This is a genomic window from Burkholderia sp. BCC1640, from assembly GCF_902833125.1.
Taxonomy (GTDB): Bacteria; Pseudomonadota; Gammaproteobacteria; order Burkholderiales; family Burkholderiaceae; genus Burkholderia; species Burkholderia diffusa.
Genome location: NZ_CADFEF010000041.1, coordinates 19,420 through 39,673, shown reverse-complemented (window position 1 = coordinate 39,673; position 20,254 = coordinate 19,420). Strand labels below are relative to the sequence as shown.

Annotated in this window: 20 protein-coding genes; 7 read left to right on the top strand and 13 right to left on the bottom strand. The window is 64.3% G+C overall.

Annotated features, from left to right (window positions below; translation table 11 throughout):
- Positions 1 to 1,035: 1,035 nt before the first annotated feature.
- The 5 genes from HWX25_RS30145 to HWX25_RS33565 all read right to left on the bottom strand — a co-directional run bounded on the left by HWX25_RS30145 (position 1,036) and on the right by HWX25_RS33565 (position 4,393).
- Positions 1,036 to 1,494, bottom strand: a complete 459-nt coding sequence (locus tag HWX25_RS30145) for a hypothetical protein (protein WP_175912157.1) — start codon at positions 1,492 to 1,494, stop codon at positions 1,036 to 1,038.
- 544 nt (positions 1,495 to 2,038) lie between these two features.
- Positions 2,039 to 2,332 carry a hypothetical protein gene (locus HWX25_RS30140; protein ID WP_175912156.1) on the bottom strand — a complete coding sequence of 98 codons (294 nt, stop codon included), beginning with the start codon at positions 2,330 to 2,332 and terminating at the stop codon, positions 2,039 to 2,041.
- Positions 2,333 to 2,776: 444 nt separating this feature from the next.
- Complete coding sequence (locus tag HWX25_RS30135) at positions 2,777 to 3,043, bottom strand: hypothetical protein (protein ID WP_175912155.1); 267 nt, start codon at positions 3,041 to 3,043, stop codon at positions 2,777 to 2,779.
- A 98-nt stretch (positions 3,044 to 3,141) separates the two neighbouring features.
- On the bottom strand, positions 3,142 to 3,477 hold the full coding sequence (locus HWX25_RS30130; protein ID WP_124521773.1) for a hypothetical protein: 336 nt from the start codon (positions 3,475 to 3,477) through the stop codon (positions 3,142 to 3,144).
- Positions 3,478 to 3,643: 166 nt separating this feature from the next.
- Positions 3,644 to 4,393 carry a hypothetical protein gene (locus tag HWX25_RS33565; protein ID WP_244138810.1) on the bottom strand — a complete coding sequence of 250 codons (750 nt, stop codon included), beginning with the start codon at positions 4,391 to 4,393 and terminating at the stop codon, positions 3,644 to 3,646.
- 301 nt (positions 4,394 to 4,694) lie between these two features.
- On the opposite strand from HWX25_RS33565, the gene HWX25_RS30120 reads away from it, so the two are divergent.
- Positions 4,695 to 5,159 carry a hypothetical protein gene (locus HWX25_RS30120; protein WP_175912153.1) on the top strand — a complete coding sequence of 155 codons (465 nt, stop codon included), beginning with the start codon at positions 4,695 to 4,697 and terminating at the stop codon, positions 5,157 to 5,159.
- A gap of 120 nt (positions 5,160 to 5,279) precedes the next feature.
- Here the strand turns inward: HWX25_RS30120 and HWX25_RS30115 are convergent, their stop codons facing one another.
- Entirely contained in the window at positions 5,280 to 5,906 is a 627-nt protein-coding gene (locus HWX25_RS30115) for a tyrosine-type recombinase/integrase (RefSeq protein WP_175912151.1), read from the bottom strand.
- 303 nt (positions 5,907 to 6,209) lie between these two features.
- Between HWX25_RS30115 and HWX25_RS30110 the strand changes: the two genes are divergently transcribed.
- Entirely contained in the window at positions 6,210 to 6,524 is a 315-nt protein-coding gene (locus HWX25_RS30110) for a hypothetical protein (protein ID WP_175912149.1), read from the top strand.
- A 119-nt stretch (positions 6,525 to 6,643) separates the two neighbouring features.
- Here HWX25_RS30110 and HWX25_RS30105 read toward each other — a convergent pair whose 3' ends face one another.
- Both HWX25_RS30105 and HWX25_RS30100 read right to left on the bottom strand, forming a co-directional pair.
- The gene (locus tag HWX25_RS30105; RefSeq protein WP_175912147.1) at positions 6,644 to 8,233 is read right to left on the bottom strand and encodes a trypsin-like peptidase domain-containing protein; all 1,590 of its coding nucleotides are present in this window, start codon (positions 8,231 to 8,233) and stop codon (positions 6,644 to 6,646) included.
- Positions 8,234 to 8,469: 236 nt separating this feature from the next.
- Entirely contained in the window at positions 8,470 to 9,345 is an 876-nt protein-coding gene (locus tag HWX25_RS30100) for a LysR family transcriptional regulator (RefSeq protein ID WP_059698445.1), read from the bottom strand.
- 132 nt (positions 9,346 to 9,477) lie between these two features.
- Between HWX25_RS30100 and HWX25_RS30095 the strand changes: the two genes are divergently transcribed.
- On the top strand, positions 9,478 to 10,731 hold the full coding sequence (locus HWX25_RS30095; RefSeq protein WP_175912145.1) for an MFS transporter: 1,254 nt from the start codon (positions 9,478 to 9,480) through the stop codon (positions 10,729 to 10,731).
- Between the two features lie 29 nt (positions 10,732 to 10,760).
- On the opposite strand, the gene HWX25_RS30090 is transcribed toward HWX25_RS30095, so the two are convergent.
- Complete coding sequence (locus HWX25_RS30090; protein ID WP_175912143.1) at positions 10,761 to 12,233, bottom strand: PLP-dependent aminotransferase family protein; 1,473 nt, start codon at positions 12,231 to 12,233, stop codon at positions 10,761 to 10,763.
- A 161-nt stretch (positions 12,234 to 12,394) separates the two neighbouring features.
- On the opposite strand from HWX25_RS30090, the gene HWX25_RS30085 reads away from it, so the two are divergent.
- Positions 12,395 to 13,594, top strand: coding sequence for a GNAT family N-acetyltransferase (locus tag HWX25_RS30085; RefSeq protein WP_175912141.1), 1,200 nt, complete (start codon positions 12,395 to 12,397; stop codon positions 13,592 to 13,594).
- Positions 13,595 to 13,617: 23 nt separating this feature from the next.
- Here HWX25_RS30085 and HWX25_RS30080 read toward each other — a convergent pair whose 3' ends face one another.
- Positions 13,618 to 14,097, bottom strand: a complete 480-nt coding sequence (locus HWX25_RS30080; RefSeq protein ID WP_175912139.1) for a DUF3331 domain-containing protein — start codon at positions 14,095 to 14,097, stop codon at positions 13,618 to 13,620.
- A 484-nt stretch (positions 14,098 to 14,581) separates the two neighbouring features.
- Here HWX25_RS30080 and HWX25_RS30075 point away from each other — a divergent pair, with 484 nt between their 5' ends.
- The 3 genes from HWX25_RS30075 to HWX25_RS30065 all read left to right on the top strand — a co-directional run bounded on the left by HWX25_RS30075 (position 14,582) and on the right by HWX25_RS30065 (position 17,382).
- Positions 14,582 to 15,646, top strand: coding sequence for a 2,3-butanediol dehydrogenase (locus HWX25_RS30075; protein WP_059607288.1), 1,065 nt, complete (start codon positions 14,582 to 14,584; stop codon positions 15,644 to 15,646).
- A gap of 140 nt (positions 15,647 to 15,786) precedes the next feature.
- Positions 15,787 to 16,443: a VC0807 family protein gene (locus tag HWX25_RS30070; RefSeq protein WP_059691270.1), complete on the top strand. Its 657-nt coding sequence runs from the start codon at positions 15,787 to 15,789 to the stop codon at positions 16,441 to 16,443.
- A gap of 72 nt (positions 16,444 to 16,515) precedes the next feature.
- Positions 16,516 to 17,382 (top strand): CPBP family intramembrane glutamic endopeptidase, encoded by an 867-nt coding sequence (locus tag HWX25_RS30065; protein WP_175912137.1) that lies wholly within the window; start codon positions 16,516 to 16,518, stop codon positions 17,380 to 17,382.
- A 49-nt stretch (positions 17,383 to 17,431) separates the two neighbouring features.
- Here the strand turns inward: HWX25_RS30065 and HWX25_RS30060 are convergent, their stop codons facing one another.
- From HWX25_RS30060 to HWX25_RS30050, 3 genes are all read right to left on the bottom strand, one after another.
- Entirely contained in the window at positions 17,432 to 18,412 is a 981-nt protein-coding gene (locus tag HWX25_RS30060; protein WP_175912135.1) for an aldo/keto reductase, read from the bottom strand.
- 227 nt (positions 18,413 to 18,639) lie between these two features.
- The gene (locus HWX25_RS30055) at positions 18,640 to 19,314 is read right to left on the bottom strand and encodes a MarC family protein (protein WP_059819240.1); all 675 of its coding nucleotides are present in this window, start codon (positions 19,312 to 19,314) and stop codon (positions 18,640 to 18,642) included.
- A gap of 120 nt (positions 19,315 to 19,434) precedes the next feature.
- Positions 19,435 to 20,235, bottom strand: a complete 801-nt coding sequence (locus HWX25_RS30050; protein ID WP_059691272.1) for an enoyl-CoA hydratase-related protein — start codon at positions 20,233 to 20,235, stop codon at positions 19,435 to 19,437.
- Positions 20,236 to 20,254 lie beyond the last annotated feature (19 nt).

The following is a 20,254-nucleotide window of genomic DNA, read 5'->3' as shown; positions in this document are numbered from 1 at the left end:
CTCGTTCACAACGCTAAGTATGCCAAATTGCGTATCGATTTCTTGCACTTGAAATTGTCGTCCGTCCTAGTGGGGTAGGATTGTCGACGATTCCTGCAGCGGCGTCGAACGTCCGATTGTGGCCGCCAACCGCCGGGGGCGGCCGGCGGATGCCGACCCGTTGCCGTCATTCGCGCCTCCACCGCCGAACGACCGCTTCCAAGGCGCAATGGCCATTGAGCGACCTCACCAGCCGCCGCCATTGAAAGGCGTCGAGGATGCCGGTGTGCCGGAGTAGGTAGAAATGCTGCTAAAGTCATTTCTACTTCGTTATCTTCGGGAACGCGAGCCTTCCTATTGATATCAGCCCAATTGCACCAAGAATTCCAGAGGCCCAGCCTATTATAGATAGCCCATGGACAATTCGTTCGAATCCAGCGGGATCGACCGAACGGACCGATTGAATTATTCGACCTTTAACTAAAGCGCTGGCGACACCAGTTTCGATGGACCTGCGCACGATAAATGCCATGAGAACAGCATTGAAAATCATGAATATCGAAATTATGGACAATGTCCACGGGACGTTTTTTTGTGTCACAGGCACCTCCTTATTTAATCAATCTCTTTTGGAAATTCCTGTTTCTTAACGAAAAGTACGTGGCAGCACCAGCAGTAGGAGTATCCCGCTGATCATGAATAAAGACCAGTGATACGGGCGCAGACGCCGGAATGACATGGCAAGGGCTTCGTCCGTTCTGCAAATCCGATTTGCAATATAACTTGCCGTGAAGACGAACGTCGAAAAAACGGGGACGAGGGCGAATTCTTTGAACAACAAGGACGCCAAGGTTCCTGCCATTCCGAAAGCTTGGCCTCCACAAATTCCGGCAATCAGTGCGACCCTATTTATTTTCATTACGTGCTCCATCGGGTTTCAATCGTCAAGGAATGGGCGCGTGCTGCGTTCACATGGCAACCGGGTATGACGAGTGCCGACCCGAAGCGGGCGCCAGAGACCTTCCGGAGCGGTCATTCCACGCGATTGCGCGATAGCTATTCCTTCGCCGTGAACTCGATCTTCACGTTTCCGGTGAAATCAAGCTTCTTCAGCGTCACACTTCGGGCCGATGCGGCAGTGTGGTTAATCGAAAATAATACGTCTAGAGCGCGATCGGAACGCCAAGAGATCTTCGGCGAAGGACTGTGATCGGCGAAATCGTCGCATTGGCCAGAATAAACCTCATACCTTTTACCCCGCCGCGCTTGCTCCCGGCTTACAGATGCAGGAAAAACGATGACAACCTGATTGCAGTGGGAGGCAAAAGCATTTCCGCCCGCCCAAGAGAGCAGCTCTGCCAGGTATCGTCCGTCGGGGGACGTGTACGAGCGCACACCATCTGGATTCGGCTCTTCGAGCGATGAAAATCGGTCGCGCATGAACAGATGAAACACAGTGAGCGCTCCGATGATACTCAAAACGACGACAGCGAATTTTCCTAATCTGCGCAGCATTTATCGTGGCTCCCAGGACGCTTTTCAAGTTGCACCGGTGTCGACGGTGCGATTGTCGACGATCGTGGGGAGAGTGTCGAATGACGGGTTCTGGCCGGCGGCGGACCTCGGTCGGCCGTGTGAGCGGATGACCATTCAAGGTCCGCGCCGTGAATGGTGGCGCTTTTTCCACGGGTAGAAGTCCCGCCCGGCAACCGCTCATACCTGCCCCGATTGAGAGACTGCGTCCCTTTTTTCTTGCAAGTGTGTTGATGCAGCGCCCCATTCGTCACACCAATGGCGAGGTGAACGCCGAAGCGCGAAGGTTTACACCTCTTTCGAACTGATATATGTGAAATGGAATGGGGTTAACGATTCCTTGAAAACTCCGTTGGCATCGCATCTAATTGCTGCTAAACAAAAGAAACGAAGTTTAGCGGGGTAGCATCATGAAGAAATTTGCCTTGCATTTGATGGATGCCGTATTGGTCTCGGCGGTTTTGTTTTTCTACTACGTTCAGGCGTTCTACGGTCACGGCCGTGCGCCAATTTCAACCCAAATGGCTCATTGGCGAGACGTATGCTTCGCCTTGGTGCTCATCGCGATGTTCGTCCTTCCGTTTCGAGTAATGAGGTCATACCCGTCCATATATAAATTCTCCACATTTAACTCCAAAGGAAAGAGAAGAAAAACAATATTCATTCCGCTATTGACAATGATTACAATCGTCATCGGCACGGTGGTAATAGTTCGGATATTCGTTGTGGCGGCTCCGTAAGTACGGGCGCGAATAGTTGCAAATACATCTTCATGCCCGCGTCCACCGCGAGCATATCTTCGCCGCAACTGCGCCTTCAATCTGTCACCGACCGATTTCGAGGTGCTAGAGCCTCTCGAATGTCTTTCAGATCGGACCAGGGAACGTGTCGAACTGGCCGGTCGCTGTCGCTTGCCATCGGAGACCGCTGGCCGGATGGCGGACTTCGAGCAGCCCCTGTCGGGCCGCTAGTAAACTCGGGAAGCCAAAGCAACTTTTCCCGATCTCATGAGCACGCAACCCACCGCAACACTTGCAACTGCCACTCCAATGATGCAGCAGTACCTGCGCCTTATCTGACAAGGGCCGCCTCACAAAGCTACGCTGAAACCCACGCCTGCACTCTTATGGACGGGCCGTTACCGACCCTGAGCGGTCCTTCAGAATTCCCAAAAGCTGTCGTTGAATCAGGAAACTTCGCGGCTCGATAGGAGTGTCGAACAGTCCCCTGTTGGTCAGCGAGGGACGATGCGTTGCGGATTCCCTTACTTCATCTTTCGAAACAAATAGAAAACACCTGTTATCGAAGCGATTATGACAAGCAGAAAAACGGGGGCGAGTGCCAACAATGCAAAACCCCCGCCAAGGTCGGTGTCTTCTGTTGAGGGGGCCGTGAAGCGGTGATAAAGAATCAGATTGAGAGCGGTAATGCAGATGATCGCCGCAACTGTGATCCCAGTTACGACAGCCAGTACGCCAATACAGAACTTCTCTATCGACGTAAGCGTTTGTTGTTCTTTCTCAGCCACCATCGCCTCCCATCGTGCGTCCTTCGCCGATGCGTCGATTTTCGTCGATCTGTGCGGCGATGTCTAACGACCGCTCCTGGCCGTAATCAGGCGCCCTCGTGTTAGCGCTGCTTGCGTATCGAGAACGTGACTGTGAAGTCTGGGTTCACCACAACTTCGCCGGTTGATCGAAGGCGATACTCTCCTGGGGCCGCTTCGCGGAATGACCGCAAATCAGGAGGGAGGCAGAAGCGCTCCCCAGCCCTTCTTCCTTGGAGGGACAGAACTATGCCTTCTCGAGGGTCTGCGAAAACCACGCGCCCAAACAACTGCTGCTGTTCGAATGGCGCCTCAGAATCGACATCGAAGTACGCGAGTCCAACAAGCACCAACTGGCCAGGCAGCGTCTGTGCAAGAGCAGCGTCCCACGGCTCCTCGTTCTCAATGTCGTCATTCACTCAGTGCTCCCAGTTTTCTGCATCCTACGCGTACCGCAAGGCCGGACGCCGAAGTAGTTCCTCGACTGCCCCATAAGAGACAGTCGCCTCTCAGTATTGCCGTCACTTTTGATCTACTGCTGGCCTGCACGCGCGCTGCCGTGAAACAACGCGTGCCCCGTCGCCTTCAAAGCTTTACTTCACGAACTGCTGCCTGGAAAAGCAATTCGTCACGCGTGACCAAGAACGAACCGGGTGTGCCCGATCCAAGCACGTGCAGAGGCTCCAACTTGGCAACCTGTCTCCAGAATTCTTCGGTGTATTTGTCATCGACGTTGAGCGGGCTAAAACCTAAACGATTCACGAAATTTGAATGGGGTTCAAACTTGATAAGTCTCTCGTACACATACCACTCATCAAAGCCTGGCATCGGAAGCTGCGATACCGCCTTGACTAATGGACTGACCGCGAGTTCGCCGAATTTTGACCATCCCACCATGAATTCCTCATCGGTCGGGGTATATGGGCCGCTGTCACAACTTGCAATTGCAACATGTCGCCCGAGCACTAATTCCGGACAGCGCAGAACTAACTCCTCGATATCCCCGTCAGTCCCGTCGGTCCATTCGGCAATCCGATAACCGGCACGTTCGCCTGTTCGCGTTACTCTCTCCCCGCCCTCGTCCGTCAGGTTATCGATCATCTTTTCTAGTAATATCCGCACATGTGCTTCCGCTTCTATGCGCGTGCCCTCGAAGTCCAACCTACTAGCGCCATTTCCGAATCGACAATCGGTTTCCTCCTGCACTACTTCGTAGCCGAATATGAATGTTCCGTCGTTGCGCTGATATACGTGAAACCCAACATCGTACGCCAGGCCGTGCGCATTTTGTCGCACATACTGAAACGTCTGATCATATCCGGCCTGGAGTTTCATCTGATTGTCCCCATTCGACAGCAATTGAGACTTACGATCTGGATTTCCGCGCCCGGCCATCGATGGACCGGCACGGTCATTGTCAACGATCTAGACGTTGACGTCGACCGACCGCTCCTGGCCGAACGCGGCCGGCCGCCGCCCCGTGACGCGCGACCGGCGCAGATCGACCCATTGCTGCCGCTTGCGTGCGCTGGATCGAGTGCCAGAAACTGGACGTTCGAAAACCCATGTGGTTGGCCTATATACTCCTATCTGAGCGGAGCTATCGTGCAGCGCAGCATCATCCGAGTCAGATGAAATGTCCACGCAACCTCACGTGCATCTGAGTGAACCTAGCTTGCAGATTGCGAGCTTGAAACTCTGGGTCCATTGCCGTCAATTTCCGTTGGCACAAGATTACTGGGATGGAAACTGGTTGTACGTGACAGCGCGATGCGACTCTGGACACTCATCCGTTGCAACACGCGGCTCCATCGTTCACTTGGGTGAGTTGGCGCGGCTCCTTGATGAATGTGAGCGTCTCTACGAGTCTCTATCTGGGGTTGCGAAACTTGATTGCATCGAGCCAAATCTCAGCGTTACCTTGACAGCCCAAACAGTTGGGCACATCGACGTGCAGATTGACATCACGCCCGACCACATGTTGGAGAGGCACGAGTTCAAGGAGTCGATTGACCAATCGTACTTACCGGCAATCATCTCGCAGTGCCGCGAAATTCTGACCGAGTACCCGGTTCGCGATCCGAAAATGGGGGCTGATTAGCGCAAGCCGATCCGCGTCTGCCGAGAACTTTACCGCGGACTTAATGAACTGCCCCGAAAGCTGCCTTTCGCGACCGTCTGCTTCTGGCCGGCAAGCGACCGCTCGCCGGCCGCGATGCCATCAAACCTCCGTCTGCTCCGCCATCTCAAGGGCATCGTCGACCTCGATGCCGAGATAGCGTACCGTGCTTTCCAGCTTCGTGTGCCCGAGCAGCAACTGCACCGCCCGAAGGTTCTTCGTCCGCCGGTAGATCAGCGAAGCTTTTGTGCGGCGCATCGTATGGGTTCCGTATGCAGTATCGTCAAGGCCAATCGATGCAATCCAACGATGTACCAGCCGGGCATATTGCCGCGTCGATAGATGCGGTGACGTGTGCGACCTGCTCGGGAACAGAAAATCCGCCGCCTTCAGTCCTCGCGCTTCGATCCAAGCTTCGAGGCTCTCACGGGTCTGTTCCGTGATCTCGAATTGCACCGGCCGCTGGGTCTTCTGCTGCATGATTGTCGCTCTGGACGCCACGTGGCTTCCGTGGCGGACATCTTGGACAAGCAACCGCGTAAGATCGCACGCTCGAAGCTTGCTATCAATTGCGAGATTAAACATCGCGAGCTCACGACGGTTCGACGCGATTTGAAGTCGCGTCCGAATCGCCCAGATTTCTCGGAGCCTTAACGGCGGCTTCTGCCCGGTGAGCTTACCCTTGTTCCATGGCACACGGTGATGAACGACGACATTCTCGCATTCCATGACAATCTCCTTTCAAGCGAAGGGAGATTGAGTGTGCGCCTTTTCCGGCGGGCGCTATCCGACCCACAGCGGCCCGTCACCGCCCTCAGCAACGGACATTCGGGCAACGAGGACTTTTTGGTTTGGGAGTTGGTGTAGCCGAGGCTACGGAAACAAGTACCATCGTATCTGCAGTTGCCATTGGGGACGCGGTAGTTGCCGGCGCCATGGCTGGCGCAATGTTAGGAGGATCGGGGGGAGCCGTTGTAGGGTTGGTATTAGGCGGCGCTTACTTCTATCCCCACTGATTCGACAGGAGATTGAATGAAAGCATTTCTTTTGATCTTGATTGCGATATTGTGGATTCCTTTCACGTATTGGACTGTTTGTTATTTGAGAAAATTGCGCAGCCAGCCGAGCGGGAAAATAATTTATCGGCGAGGCGTCTTAGGATTTGGCGTTCCATTTTGGCTGGTAGACGTTATTTTCACCGCGGCAACTATACCAAATCGCGACATTTACTCTTTGTTGTTCTGGGCCGTCAGTTATCTCTATCTTTTATTTCCGGTGTGTTTGTGGGCCGGATACTTTTGGGCCAAGGGAATGGCGGCGATTTTTCCTGGGACACATGATCGGTAGGATCGTTTATATCGGTGGGATTTACGGGTCACAAGCGATTTGTCAACAATCTTGACCCGGATATCGAACGTCCGAATTTGGCCGCACGCCGCCCCCTCCCCACGCCCCCATCAACACCCCTACCGCGCCCGCACCGACACAAACTTCCGCGCATTCTCCCGCTGGATCAGCACCGCGATCACACCGCCTTTCGCTTCGAGCGACTGCACGTCGTCCGGCGTTTCGAGCAGCGTGTCGTTGAGTTCGAGCACGACGTCGCCGGGCCGGATTCCCGCGTTCGCGGCCGGCCCGTGCACCGCATCCACCATCATCCCGACCGCGAGCCCGGTCGAACGTCGTTCGGCGTCGCTCAGCGGATGCATCGTCAGCCCGAGCCGATCGCCGTTGTCAGCCGGCCGCGCGGCCGCCATCGCCACGCCGGCAGCACCGCCCGCGCCGACCGTACCCGCGCTGCCCGCATTGCCGCCCCCGCTACCCGTCACTCCCGCGCTGTCGATCCCATCGCCGGTCCCCACGCCGGTGACCGTGAGCATCATCGGCACGCGGTTGCGGATCAGCCGCAGCGGCGCCTTTGCGCCTGGCGGCAATTCGGCGGCCAGATCGTTCAGTTCGGCCGACCGGCCAATCGGCTTGCCGCCAAACTTCACGATCACGTCGCCGGGCCTCACGCCGGCCGCGGCGGCGGGCGAGCCGGGATCGACGCCGTTGACGAGCGCGCCCGCCGGACGCGGCAGGCCGAACGCGGCAGCCAGCCCGACGCCGACATCCTGCACGTCGACACCCAACGCATTGCCGGACGACGCGCGCTGCGTCTGCGCACTGGCCCGCATCTGCGCCTGCACTTGCGCACGCACCTTCACGGCGAGCGCGATCGGAATCGCAAACGTCGTGCTCGCGTAGCGGTCGGCGCCCGTATAGACCTGCACCGCGATGCCGATCACGTCGCCCGCGCGGTTGAACACGGGGCCGCCCGAGTTGTCGGGATTCACCGCGATGTCGGTCTGGAAGAACGGAAACGCGCTGCCATCCGGCAGCGCATGCGACGTCGCGCTGACGATGCCGGCCGTGACCGTGTTGCCCGAGCCGTCCGGCGCGCCCATCGTCATCACCGGTTCGCCGGCGCGCACCCGCGACGAATCGCCGATGCGCACGACCGGCAGCTTCGTCGCGTCGACGTGCAGCACGGCGACGTCGCTTTGCGGATCAACGACCAGCACCGTCGCCTTCAGGTCGCGATGATCGGCGAGTCGCACCGTGACATCGGTCGCATCGTCGACGACATGCGCGGACGTGAGGATCAGCCCGTCGGCGCTGACGATGAAACCGGAGCCGCTGCCCGACAGCGTGCGCGGCGCGGTATCGGGCGCCGGCACCGGTGGAACCTGTGCGGACATCGGCGGCCCGCCGCGGCGGAAGAACGCGGCGAGCGGATCGTCGGAATCGAGAATCGCGAAGGACGGCCCACCGGCCTGCTGGTCGGGCGCGGCGGTCATGATGGTCACGACCGCCGGGCCGTATCGGTCGACGATCGTCGGGAAGTCGACCGGCATCGCGTGAGGCGATGCGGCGAGCCGGTTCTTCATGACAGGCGGTATGGCGGGCGGTGCGACGGTTCCGGCAACGGCTGGCGACGGCGACAGCAACGAGGCGAATACGCCCCCGATCAACGCGGTGCGAAGCACGGCGCGAGCAAGCGTCTGGCGAACCACGGTGCACCTCCCCCGGCAGTCGCGGCTCCGCCCCGCGCGGGCGCCCGACAAGCACCGGTACACCCCTCCATTTATAGTCCACGCAGCATGCGGAACATACGAATCGAAACCCGCATGCCGGGTCGTCGCGCGGCGTCGGAGCCGCGTCATCGTTCGTTCCGGGCAAAGTTCACGGTTCGTCAATCGGAACATTCACCCGCCATCGCGGCGATGCGCGCGACGAAGGGCGTCCCGCGCTACCAGGCCAGCAGCAGAAAGTTGCGCACCACCGCCGACGGATCGTCGCGTCGCGACGCAATCGCGAGCCGCGCGCGCAGCCCGTTGCCCGCGACCTGCCGATACACGACACCCGCGACTTGCACCTGCGTGATCGCCTTCGGCACGATCGACACGCCGAGCCCGGCCGCGACCAGCGTCACCGCCGACGCGATTTGCGGCGCGGGCTGCGCCATGCGCGGCTGGAAGCCGGCGGCATTGCACGCCGCGACGATGTCGTCGAACAGTGCACTGCCCGCTTCGCGCGGCACCTGCACGAACGCCTCGTCGGCCAGTTCCGCCAGGTCGATCCGACGCCGCTGCGCGAGCCGATGCGCGACCGGCATTGCGACGAACATCGGCTCCTCGTCCCAATCCGCGGCCAGCAACGTGTCCGCGATGCGACGCTCCGGCCGCACGATCGCGACATCGAGCCGCCCGGCGTCCAGCGCCTCGAGCAGCACGCCGGAGGTCGCCTCCTGCAACGTCAGGTCCGTATCCGGAAACGCTTCGCGAAAGCGGCGAATCAGGTCGGCCACTTTCGAATTGAAGGCCGCCGTCCCGGTGAAACCGACCCGCAGTTGCCCGATTTCCCCACGCGCGGCCCGCTTTGCCGCCCGCGCCGCGCGCTCCGCATCGTCGAGCACACGCCGTGCCTCCTCCGCGAACACCTCTCCCGCGACGGTCAGCTCGGCACCGCGTGCGGTCCGCCTGAACAGCTCCACGCCGAGTTCGTTTTCGAGCGCCTTGATCTGCTGGCTCAGCGGCGGCTGCCCCATGCCGAGCGCTTCCGCGGCCTTCGTGAAGTTCGACGTGGCCGCCACGGCCAGGAAGTATCGGAGATGTCGAAGTTCCATGTGATCTCGGGTAGATGGAAATGGCGATCAAGCCATTCTCAAAACATATCGCTACGGTTTCTTTCATATATTGGACATATATATGATCGTGCGCAAGAATTCGGGCATTCCCCAGCCCATCGGGTACATAGCATGTCGAATCCCGCGATTTCGTCCACCGCGACTCGCGCCCCGAGCGCCGCGCCTGATGCGCTGCCCGCCGGCGTGTCGCCGCGCTCGGCGGCCTACAAGCGCATTGCACTGGCGCTCTTCCTGGCCGGCTTTTCCACCTTCTCGCTGTTGTACTGCGTGCAGCCGTTGCTGCCCGCGTTCGCGCGCGAGTTCAACCTGGGCGCGGCGTCGAGCTCGCTATCCCTGTCGCTGTCGACGGGGATGCTGGCGGTCTCCATCCTGTGCGCCGGCGCGCTGTCCGAACGCTTCGGCCGACGCGGGCTGATGTTCGCGTCGATGACGCTCGCGGCGCTGTTCAACGTGCTCTCGGCGATCGCGCCGAACTGGAACCTGCTGCTGATCTGGCGCGCGCTCGAAGGTTTCGCGCTCGGCGGCGTCCCGGCAGTGGCGATGGCCTATCTTGCCGAGGAAATCGCCGCCGACGGGCTGGGCCTGTCGATGGGGCTCTATGTCGGCGGCACCGCGTTCGGCGGCATGATCGGGCGAATCGGGATGAGCGCGCTCGAGGAGTACTTCTCGTGGCGCACCGCGATGCTGACGATCGGCGTCGTCGACCTGGTCGCGGCGATCGCGTTCGTGATGCTGCTGCCGAAGTCGCGACGCTTCGTGAAGCGAACCGACCTGACGCTGCGTCACCACCTGCGGCTGTGGAACGCGCAGTTGCATCACGCGCGCCTGCCGTTCGTGTTCGCGATCGGTTTCCTCGTGATGGGCGCGTTCGTGACCGTGTACAACTACGCCGGGTTCCGGCTGACGGCCGCGCCGTTCAACCTGAGCGCGACCGCATGCGGGCTGATCTTCGGCGCCTATCTGTTCGGGATGGTGTCGTCGTCGAGCGCCGGTGCACTCGCCGATCGCCTCGGGCGCGCGCCCGTCCTCGTCAGCGGCATTCTCGTGTTCGCGGCCGGCCTCGCGCTCACGTTATCGCATTCGCTCGTCGCGATCATCGTCGGGATCGTGCTGATCACGATCGGCTTCTTCGTCGCGCATGCGGTCGCGAGCGGCTGGGTCGGGCATCTCGCCGGTTCCGCAAAGGGGCACGCTGCGTCGCTCTACCTGCTGGCCTATTACCTCGGGTCGAGCGTGCTGGGCTCGGTCGGCGGCACGTTCTGGCAGCACGGTGCGTGGGGCGCGGTCGCCGCGTATGTCGCGGTGCTGCTCGTGCTCGGCCTGGCGGCTGCCCGCCGGATCATGCGCGAGGAACGCGTGCGGTAAGTTCCGATTCGCAGCGACGCGACTGCGGTTCACTCTCCCGCGACCCGATGCGCGATCGTCGACAACGTCCGCAGCATCGGCGCGAACGCATCGGCCGACGTATTGCCGAACCCGAGCACGAGCCCGTTGGCCGCCGACGTCGCGTGGATCGAAAACCCCGACAGCGGAAACGGCCCGATCCCGTGCGCGCGCGCCGCCTCGACGATCGCGCGGTCGCGATAGCGTGCCGGCAACCGCAGCGCCAGATGCAGCCCGCACGGCCCGCCCTCGACCTGATGCGGCACGGCGAACGCGTCGTCCAGCGCGGCGAGCAGCAAGCGCCGCCGGTCGCGATACAGCCGGCGCATCCGCCCGAGATGCCGTCCGTACTCGCCCGTCTCGATGAAATCGGCGAGCGCGAGCTGCACGTGTCGCGTCCCGCCGCGCAGCATCTCCGGCAACGCCGGCCGCACCGCGGCCAACAGCGCGTCGGGCAGCACGAGAAAGCCGATCCGCAACGCCGGAAACATGGTCTTGCTGAACGAGCCGAGATAGACGACCGGCGAATCGGCCGCGAGCCCGTGCAACGCGCCGATCGGCTCGCCCGTGTGACGAAATTCGCTGTCGTAGTCGTCCTCGATGATCCACGCGCGATGCCGGCGTGCGGCGTCGATCAGCGCGAGTCGGCGCGAGATCGACAGCACCGCGCCGGTCGGGAACTGGTTCGACGGCGTGGTGTAGACGAGCCGCGGCGGCCGCTCGCGCCAGTCCGCGTCTTCCGCGCGCAGCCCCTCCGCATCCACCGGCATCGGCACGACGTCAAGATCGGCCGCCTGCATCGCGGTGCGCGCGCCGCGATAGCCGGGCTCCTCGACCCAGACCGTGTCGCCCGGGTTCGTCAGCAGTTGCGCGCACAACGCGATCGCCCCCTGCGCGCCCTCGGTGATCACGATCTGCTCGGGATCGCAGCGCACGCCGCGCGTCACGGCCAGATGGCGCGCGATCGACTCGCGCAGCGCGCGCTCGCCGAGCGGGTCGCCGTACGCGAGCAGGTCGCGGCCGGCGCGGCGCAACGCGCGGTCGATCGCGTGCCGCCACGCATCGACCGGAAAATGCGACAGCGCGGGCACGCCCGGCCGGAAGCCCTCCGATTCGCCCGTGCCGATCAGGCTCGGACGGATCCGGCCAAGCCGCTGCGCGACGGCCGGCGGCGCGGCCCGCCGACGCGGTGCGGCCGGCCGCGACAGGCCGACCACGCGCGTGCCACGGCGATCGGATTGCAGGAAGCCTTCCGCGACGAGCTGTTCGTAGACGGCCGCCGTCGTGTTGCGCGACACGCCGAGCGTCTCGGCCAGCGCGCGCGTGCCGGGCAGCCGCGTGCCGGCGGGCATCGCGCCGCCGAGAATCGCGTCGCGCACGCGGCGCAGCAACTGCTTCTGCAAGGAAGGCGCGCCGGCCGCGCGCGCGAGCGGCGCGTCGAGTGGCAGCAGCGGCGCGGCGCCGGAAGGAATGGCAGTCGTCATCGGAATATTGCGGCGTGGAAGTCTCGGTGCATGGCGCCATCGTCGCGCGTTCGTGGCACCATAAATTTGCCATTGTCTGGCGCTTCTCATGGTACCTCGCCGGGACTACGATCGTCTGCATGCCGGCATGTCGCCGGCCGCCAACCGAAGCGAGATCGACCTTGTCCACGCTCACCAACGACTTCCAGCAGCCCATCGGCCAACCCGTTCCCGACTGGTCCGCGCGCCCGCGCCCGGAGCGCATCGTGCTCGAGGGCCGCTACTGCCGCCTCGAACCGCTCGACGCCGACCGCCATGCCGCCGACCTGTACGCCGCGTATGCGCAGGCGCCCGACGGCGGCGACTGGACCTATCTCGCGCACGGGCCGTACACCGACGAGTCGAGCTACCGCGACTACGCGCGCGGCGCGGCGGCAAGCGCCGATCCGCTGCACTACACGGTGATCGACCGCGCGACGAACCGAGCGGTCGGCACGCTCGCGCTGATGCGCATCGACCCGGCCAACGGCGTGATCGAGGTCGGCTCCGTCACGTTCTCGCCGCTGCTCAAGCGCACGCCGATTTCGACGGAAGCGCAGTACCTGCTGATGAAATACGCGTTCGACACGCTGGGCTACCGGCGCTACGAATGGAAGTGCGACGATCTCAACGAGCCATCGCGCAAGGCGGCCGCGCGGCTCGGCTTCCGTTACGAAGGCACGTTCCGGCAGGCGATCATCTACAGGGGCCGCAATCGCGACACGGCGTGGTTCTCGATCGTCGACGGCGAATGGCCGGACGTGCGCGCCGCGTTCGAAGCCTGGCTCGCGCCGGAGAACTTCGACGCCAACGGTGCGCAGCGCGAGTCGCTCGTTGCGATCCGCCACGCGCGGGCTCGTGCGCGCGACGCAGCCGGCCGCGCGAACGACGCGACGCGCGTCACGGTCCGCCCGCTCGTCGCCGCCGACGAAGCCGCATGGCGCCCGCTGTGGCAGGGTTACCAGAGGTTCTACGAGACCGCGCTGAGCGACGCCGTGTTCGCGACGACGTGGGCGCGCCTGATGGATCCCGCCGAACCGATGTTCGTGCTCGGCGCCTTCGACGCGTCAGGCACGTTGGTCGGCATCGTGCACGCGATCTATCACCGCTCATGCTGGACCGAAGGGCCGTACTGCTATCTGCAGGACCTGTTCACGGCGGCCGACGCCCGCGGACAAGGCGCGGGCGGTGCGCTGATCGAAGCCGTGTACGAACGGGCCCGCGAAGCCGGCGCAAGCCGCGTGTACTGGCTCACGCACGAAACCAATACGACGGCGCGCGCGCTGTACGACAAGCTCGCGACCAACGCGGGGTTCATTCAGTACCGGAAGGATCTCAAGTAACGCGCGGGTGCGACCGGTCGCGTTCAGCCCAGGGCGTCGACCGGATCCGTCGCCTCGCCGCAGGCTGGTGCTACGTGACACGCGGCGCCGGCCGCAGGCGGCACCGACGCGGGGTGGATCATCTCGTCGCCGTTGACGGGCACCGGCCGCCGCACCGGCCGGTACACCGGTTCGCCCGGCTCGATCGCCTGCCCCGAGATCGCGCAGCGGCCCGGCTGCAACGCGACGCGCAAGCGCCAGCGTTGCTCGCCGTAATGGCAGCGCCCGCTTTCGCTCCAGCGCACCAGCAAGCCGTCGTCGCCAGCCTCCAGAATCGACACGAACAGTTGCGGCCGCAACGGTGAAACGCCAGGCGCGACAGGCTCCGGAAACAGTGCGCGATCGACGCGCTCCGACCGGGCCATCCCGACCTCTGGCAACAACGGCATCGCGTCCCGCTCGTCGGCTACCAGCATGTGGTACGACACGTACTCGCAGATCAGGCTTTCGATGAGGTTTGGCATGCTGGACGACATTCCGTGAAGATTGAAACGAGCCGCGCCGCGCACGCACGCACGCGATCGGACATTGCCGCAGATGATACAAATTGAAGTTAACTTCAAGTAAAGGGGCGGCGCACGCAACGGTGCGTTTCGCCGATCGGCACAATGGGTTGCCCGACGATGGCGGCAGCGTCTCGCGTTTCGTCTCAATCGGCTGAGACGAATGTCCCGGCGTCTCACCCGTCCCAAACTGTCGCAAGCGCAGCAAGTTTCACGCGCGATTCGCGCTGCACGCCCTGATGTCGACGCAAGACCGGATGCTGCACCGCACACCGCCCCTCCCGCTCCGTCGCCACGCGACCGCCGAGTCGGGCTGGCCCCGTTCCTGCATGTCGGTCGCTCGCGCAATCGCGCGACGGACGCGCCGGCCCCCTTGCCGCGCGTCCGACGACAACCTGACGGAGACAGCAACGTGAGTACACCGGCACCGAACACCGCTCCCAGCATGAAGGCCGCCGTCTGGCACGGCCGCAACGACATCCGCGTCGAGGAGGTTCCCGTTCCGGCGCATCCGCCGGCCGGCTGGGTCCAGATCCGCGTGCACTGGTGCGGGATCTGCGGCTCCGACCTGCACGAGTATGTCGCCGGGCCCGTGTTCATCCCCGTCGACGCCCCGCATCCGCTGACGGGCCTGAAGGGCCAGTGCATCCTCGGCCATGAATTCAGCGGCGAAATCGCGGCGCTCGGCGCTGGCGTGACGGGCTTCGCGGTCGGCGAGCGCGTGACGGCCGACGCGTGCCAGCATTGCGGCACCTGCTGGTATTGCCGGCACGGGCTGTACAACATCTGCGAGAACCTCGCGTTCACCGGGCTGATGAACAACGGCGCGTTCGCCGAATTCGTCAACGTGCCGGCCGAACTGCTGTACAAGCTGCCCGACGACTTCCCGACCGAAGCCGGCGCGCTGATCGAGCCGCTCGCCGTCGGGCTGCATGCGGTGAAGAAGGCCGGCAACATCGTCGGCCAGACCGTCGTCGTGGTCGGCGCCGGCACGATCGGCCTGTGCACGATCATGTGCGCGAAGGCCGCGGGCGCCGGACGCGTGATCGCGCTGGAAATGTCGGCCGCGCGCAAGCAGAAGGCGCTGGAAGTCGGCGCGACGGTCGTGATCGACCCGAAGGCGTCCGACGCGATCGCGGAAGTCAAGGCGCTGACGGGCGGCTACGGTGCCGACGTGTCGTTCGAATGCATCGGCCACACGGCCACCGCGCAGCTCGCGATCGACGTGATCCGCAAGGCCGGCAAGTCGGTGATGGTCGGCATCTTCGAGGAGCCGACGTCGTTCAACTTCTTCGACATCGTGTCGACCGAGAAGGAAGTGATCGGCTCGCTCGCGTACAACGGCGAATTCGCGGACGTGATCCGCTTCATCGCGGACGGCCGCATCGACGTGCAGCCACTGATCACCGGACGCATCAATCTCGGCGACATCGTCACGCACGGCTTCGAGGAGCTGGTCAACCACAAGGACCGGAACGTGAAGATCATCGTCCAGCCCGCGACCGCCTGACGAACCGGGGACCGACCGGCACATGTTCCCGCCCGTTTTCGGTGCGCGCACAACGGCACCGGGCGCGGGCGCGCGGGGTCGGACTTCGATATACTCGAAGCGACATCACCGCCCCGCGCGCCGCCCGCGCGCCCGCTTCCGTGAAACCACGAGCCGGCCTGATCCTCGAACTCGTCGTCAACCTGCTGCTGCCCTGGGTCGCATATCGGGCGGCGCATCCGTATTTCGGCGAAACCGGCGCGCTGTATGCGTCGGCGATTCCGCCCATCGTCTGGTCCATCGTCGAATTCATCCGCTCCCGCCGCATCGATGCGGTGGCCGCCATCGTGCTGCTCGGCATCGCGCTGTCGATCGCCGGCATGGCGCTCGGCGGCAGCGCGCGCACGCTGCTGATGCGTGAATCGCTCGCGTCCGGCACGATCGGCGTCGTGTTCCTGCTGTCGTTGTTCCGCGATCGTCCGCTGATTTTCTATCTCGCGCGCGCGACGGTGGCCCGCGAGATGGCCGGCGGCGCCGCGCGCTTCGAGACGGTCTGGGCCGAGCAGCCGGGGCTGCGCCAGATGCTGCGGCTGATGACGTTCGTGTGGGGCGCGTGCATGACGCTCGAGATGCTGCTGCGCCTGTGGATGGTCGTCACCTGGCCCGTCGAGCGCGTGCTCGTCGTGTCGCCGATCATGGGCTACACGGTGTTCGGCACGCTGCTGCTGTGGACCTTCTGGTACCGGCGGCGAATGCGCGAGCGCAACCGCGTCGACATCCCTGGCCGCGACGGCATCACCGAAATCGCCGGCCGCTGACCGCCCGCCCCGCGGCATGTCACGGCCGCTAGGGTATGATGCGCGGCGTTTCGTCCGACCCTGCATCGCCCCATGTCTCTCTCGCTTCTCCCGTGTGCCACGATCTGGCTCGCGTTGTTCGCGGCCGCCGCATTCGCGTGGCAGCGCCCGCTGCAGGGCCTGAGCATCGCCCTTGCCGCGCTCGGCTATGCCGCTGCGCTGGCGTTCGGCAAGCTGGAGCCGATCGTGCTCGCGCCGCTCGCGCTGCTCGTGGCCGCCGCCTGGGGCGTCGCGCCGGGCCGTCCGGTCGCGGTGCGGATCGGCGCGCACGTCGTGTTTGCCGCGCTCGCGATCGCGCTGAGCCTGCACCTGATCCCCGGCTTCCACAATCCGCGCGTGATCGAGCCGACGCGTTTCACGCCGGATGCCGTGCCGTTCACGATGTACCTGAATTTCGACAAGCCGCTCGTCGGTCTGTGGCTGCTGTGGGCGCTGCCGTGGATCGCGCCGGACGTCCCGCCGGCTCGTGCGCTGCGCACCGGCGCCGTGGCGGCCGTCGCGACGGCGGCGGCCTGCCTGGCTGGCGCGCTCGCCTTCGGGATGGTCGGCTGGGCGCCGAAATGGCCGGCGTCGGGCTGGATGTGGCTCGTCAACAACGTGCTGCTCGTCACGCTCGCGGAGGAAGCGCTGTTCCGCGGTTACGTGCAGGGTGGACTCACGCGCGTGCTCGGCCGGTTCGAATGGGGGCCATGGGCCGCGCTTGCGATCGGCGCGGTGCTGTTCGGCGCCGCGCACGCGGCCGGCGGCTGGCCCTGGATCGTGCTCGGTACGGTGGCCGGCATCGGCTATGGCCTCGCCTGGCGGCGCGGCGGGCTGCTCGCGTCCGCGCTTGCGCACGCGGGGCTGAACGCGATCCACTTCGGTCTGTTCACCTACCCGATGCTCGCCGCCGCGCGCTGAACGCCGTGCGCGGCGGCGCGGCGGTAGCCCGCCGGTTTCGCGCGGTTGATCAGTTGAAGCCGGCCACCGCGTGTGGCACGTACGGGCCTTCGAGCGCCGCGATTTCGTCGTCCGTCAGTTTCAGTTGGAGTGCGCCGAGCGCATCGTCCAGATGATGCGGCTTCGAGATGCCGACGATCGGCGCGGTGACGCCGCGCTTGTGCGCGACCCACGCGAGCGCGACCTGCGCACGCGGCACGTTGCGCGCGGCAGCGATCGCCGCGACGGCCTCGACGACCGCGCGATCGGCATCGGCCGTCGCGTCGTAGAGCCGCTGGCCGACGTCGTCGCTCTGCTGCCGGCCGGACGACTCGTCCCAGTTGCGCGTCAGCCGGCCGCGCGCGAGCGGGCTCCACGGGATCACCGCGACACCTTCGGCCTCGCACAGCGGCAGCATTTCCCGCTCCTCCTCGCGATACAGCAGGTTCAGGTGGTTCTGCATGCTGACGAAGCGGGTCCAGCCGTTCTGCTTCGACGTATACAGCGCCTTCGCGAACTGCCACGCGAACATCGACGACGCGCCGATGTAGCGCGCCTTACCGGCCTTCACGACGTCGTGCAGCGCCTCGAGCGTCTCCTCGATCGGCGTGCCGTCATCCCAGCGGTGGATCTGGTACAGGTCGACGTAGTCGGTGCCGAGCCGCTTCAGGCTCTGGTCGATGTCGGTCATGATCGCCTTGCGCGACAGCCCCGCCCCGTTCGGCCCCCGCCGCATCCGGTAGAACACCTTGGTCGCGATCACGACGTCGTCGCGCTTCGCGAAGTCGCGCAGCGCGCGGCCGACGATCTCCTCCGACGTGCCGTCGGAATACATGTTCGCGGTATCGAAGAAGTTGATGCCGGCCTCGATCGCGCGCTGGATGATCGGACGGCTTTCCGCTTCCGGCAGCGTCCACGGATGCGTGCCGCGTGACGGCTCGCCGAACGTCATGCAGCCCAGCACCAGCTTCGACACGTCCATCCCGGTCGACCCGAATTTCACGTATTCCATCGCTCGCCTCGTCATTGAAGTGGGTGGCGGCCGGATGCGCGCCGCGGTTCGCCGCGCCGGGCACGAACGCCGCGGCATGCATCCGCCGGACGTCGCATGGTATCCCGCGGCGCGCAAACGCGTATCGGTGCACTCGCGCGCTACCGGCCAAGGCCGGACGGACGAACGCGCCCCCGCAGCCCGGATGCGTCGCTCGGTCCGGGTTGCGCGTCGAATGACGAACGGAGTTACTTGATCTGGTCGGCGAGCGGCTGCAGGAATTCGGAGAAGCCGGTCAGCATGATCTGCACGCCGATGCACAGCAGCAGGAACGCCGACACGCGCTTCGCGACCTTGGTGCCTTCGGTGCCGAGATAACGCGACAGCAGCGCGGCACGGCTGTAGGTCAGCCAGATCACGACCGCGACGAGCGCGGAAACCGCGATCGACACGATGCTCGACAGCATGAATTCCGACAGCTTGTGCGTGCGGTTCGCGTTCAGCGCGATCGCGGTGGCGATCGAGCCGGGGCCGACCGTCAGCGGCACGGTCAGCGGGAAGAACGCGCGGGTCATGATCGCGTTCGCATTGATTGGCTTGATCGGCGTATCGCCGCCGCCCGCCGGGCCGTCAGGCTCGTTCAGCATCTGCCAGCCCGCGACGGCGACCGCGAAGCCGCCGCCGATCCGCAGCGCTTCCATCGAAATCCCGAAGAAATGCAGCACCGGCGTGCCGGCGAAGAACGCGACCAGCAACACGATGAACGCGTTGAACGCCACCTTCTTCGCCAGCAGGTTCCGCTCGTGCTCGGTCAGCGCCTCGGTGCGTTCGAGAAACAGGAACGCGATGCCGATCGGATTGATGATGCCGATCAGGCCGGTGAAGCCGAACAGGATCTCGGAGATAAGGCGATTGACGATCATCGGAAGCGAGGAAACGGTCGGGGCTGGGCCGGCGGCGCGCCGGGGGTCACGCATTGTAGAGCAAGCGCCCGCGCCCGCGACGCAAATCGCGCCCCGGGCCCGACGGGCCGCGCGACGCCCTTATTCGGCGACCGGCTCCCACGCCGGCGGCCGCTTCGCGAAGAACGCGGCGAACCCTTCCTTCGCTTCCGGCGTCGCCCGCACGCGGGAGATCGTCTGTGCGGTGAACGCCGCGCGTTCGTCCGACGGCGGATACTCGCCGATCGCGTCGAAAAAGCGCTTGATCTCCATCAGCGCGTTCGGGCCATTGCGGCTCAGTTCGGCGAGCGTCTTGTCGAGCGCCGCGTCGAGTGCGTCGGGCGGCACCGCCTGGTGGATCAGCCCGATCGCGACGGCCTCGCCGGCCGCGATCTGCGTCGCGGTCAGCGCGAGCCGGCGCGCCTGGCGCTGGCCGACCGCCTCGACCAGATACGGGCCGATCACCGACGGCAGGATCCCGAAACGGGCCTCGCTGACCGAGAAGCGCGCGTGATCGCTCGCGATCACGATGTCGCAGGCCGCGCACAGGCCGACGCCGCCGCCGAACGCGTGGCCCTGCACACGCGCGACCGTCGGCTTCGGGCACTGCCGGATCGCCCGCATCATTGCGGCGAACCGCTCGGCGTCGCGCAAATTCGCGGCGGCGTCGTTCGCGCTCGCGCGCTGCATCCACTGCAGGTCGGCGCCCGCGCAGAACGCGCGGCCGTCCGAGCGCAGCACGATCGCGCGCACGTCATCGCGCCCGCCGAGCGTCGTGAACGCGTCGGTCAGCTCGGCGATCATCGTCTCGTCGAACGCGTTGAGCACGTCACCGCGCTGCAGCGCGACGGTCGCGATGCCGCGCGCATCGACGGCGACGGCCAGGGTCTTCAATCCATCCATCGAACAGGTTTCCTCGGGG

Coding starts and splice junctions, on each gene's coding strand:
- HWX25_RS30135 (WP_175912155.1), bottom strand. CDS start 3,043: ATGGTGGCTGAGAAAGAACAACAAACGCTTACGTCGATAGAGAAGTTC.
- HWX25_RS30145 (WP_175912157.1), bottom strand. CDS start 1,494: ATGCTGCGCAGATTAGGAAAATTCGCTGTCGTCGTTTTGAGTATCATC.
- HWX25_RS30115 (WP_175912151.1), bottom strand. CDS start 5,906: ATGGAATGCGAGAATGTCGTCGTTCATCACCGTGTGCCATGGAACAAG.
- HWX25_RS30050 (WP_059691272.1), bottom strand. CDS start 20,235: ATGGATGGATTGAAGACCCTGGCCGTCGCCGTCGATGCGCGCGGCATC.
- HWX25_RS30120 (WP_175912153.1), top strand. CDS start 4,695: ATGTCCACGCAACCTCACGTGCATCTGAGTGAACCTAGCTTGCAGATT.
- HWX25_RS30060 (WP_175912135.1), bottom strand. CDS start 18,412: ATGGAATACGTGAAATTCGGGTCGACCGGGATGGACGTGTCGAAGCTG.
- HWX25_RS30075 (WP_059607288.1), top strand. CDS start 14,582: ATGAAGGCCGCCGTCTGGCACGGCCGCAACGACATCCGCGTCGAGGAG.
- HWX25_RS30065 (WP_175912137.1), top strand. CDS start 16,516: ATGTCTCTCTCGCTTCTCCCGTGTGCCACGATCTGGCTCGCGTTGTTC.
- HWX25_RS30080 (WP_175912139.1), bottom strand. CDS start 14,097: ATGCCAAACCTCATCGAAAGCCTGATCTGCGAGTACGTGTCGTACCAC.
- HWX25_RS30055 (WP_059819240.1), bottom strand. CDS start 19,314: ATGATCGTCAATCGCCTTATCTCCGAGATCCTGTTCGGCTTCACCGGC.
- HWX25_RS30110 (WP_175912149.1), top strand. CDS start 6,210: ATGAAAGCATTTCTTTTGATCTTGATTGCGATATTGTGGATTCCTTTC.
- HWX25_RS33565 (WP_244138810.1), bottom strand. CDS start 4,393: ATGAAACTCCAGGCCGGATATGATCAGACGTTTCAGTATGTGCGACAA.
- HWX25_RS30100 (WP_059698445.1), bottom strand. CDS start 9,345: ATGGAACTTCGACATCTCCGATACTTCCTGGCCGTGGCGGCCACGTCG.
- HWX25_RS30095 (WP_175912145.1), top strand. CDS start 9,478: ATGTCGAATCCCGCGATTTCGTCCACCGCGACTCGCGCCCCGAGCGCC.
- HWX25_RS30090 (WP_175912143.1), bottom strand. CDS start 12,233: ATGACGACTGCCATTCCTTCCGGCGCCGCGCCGCTGCTGCCACTCGAC.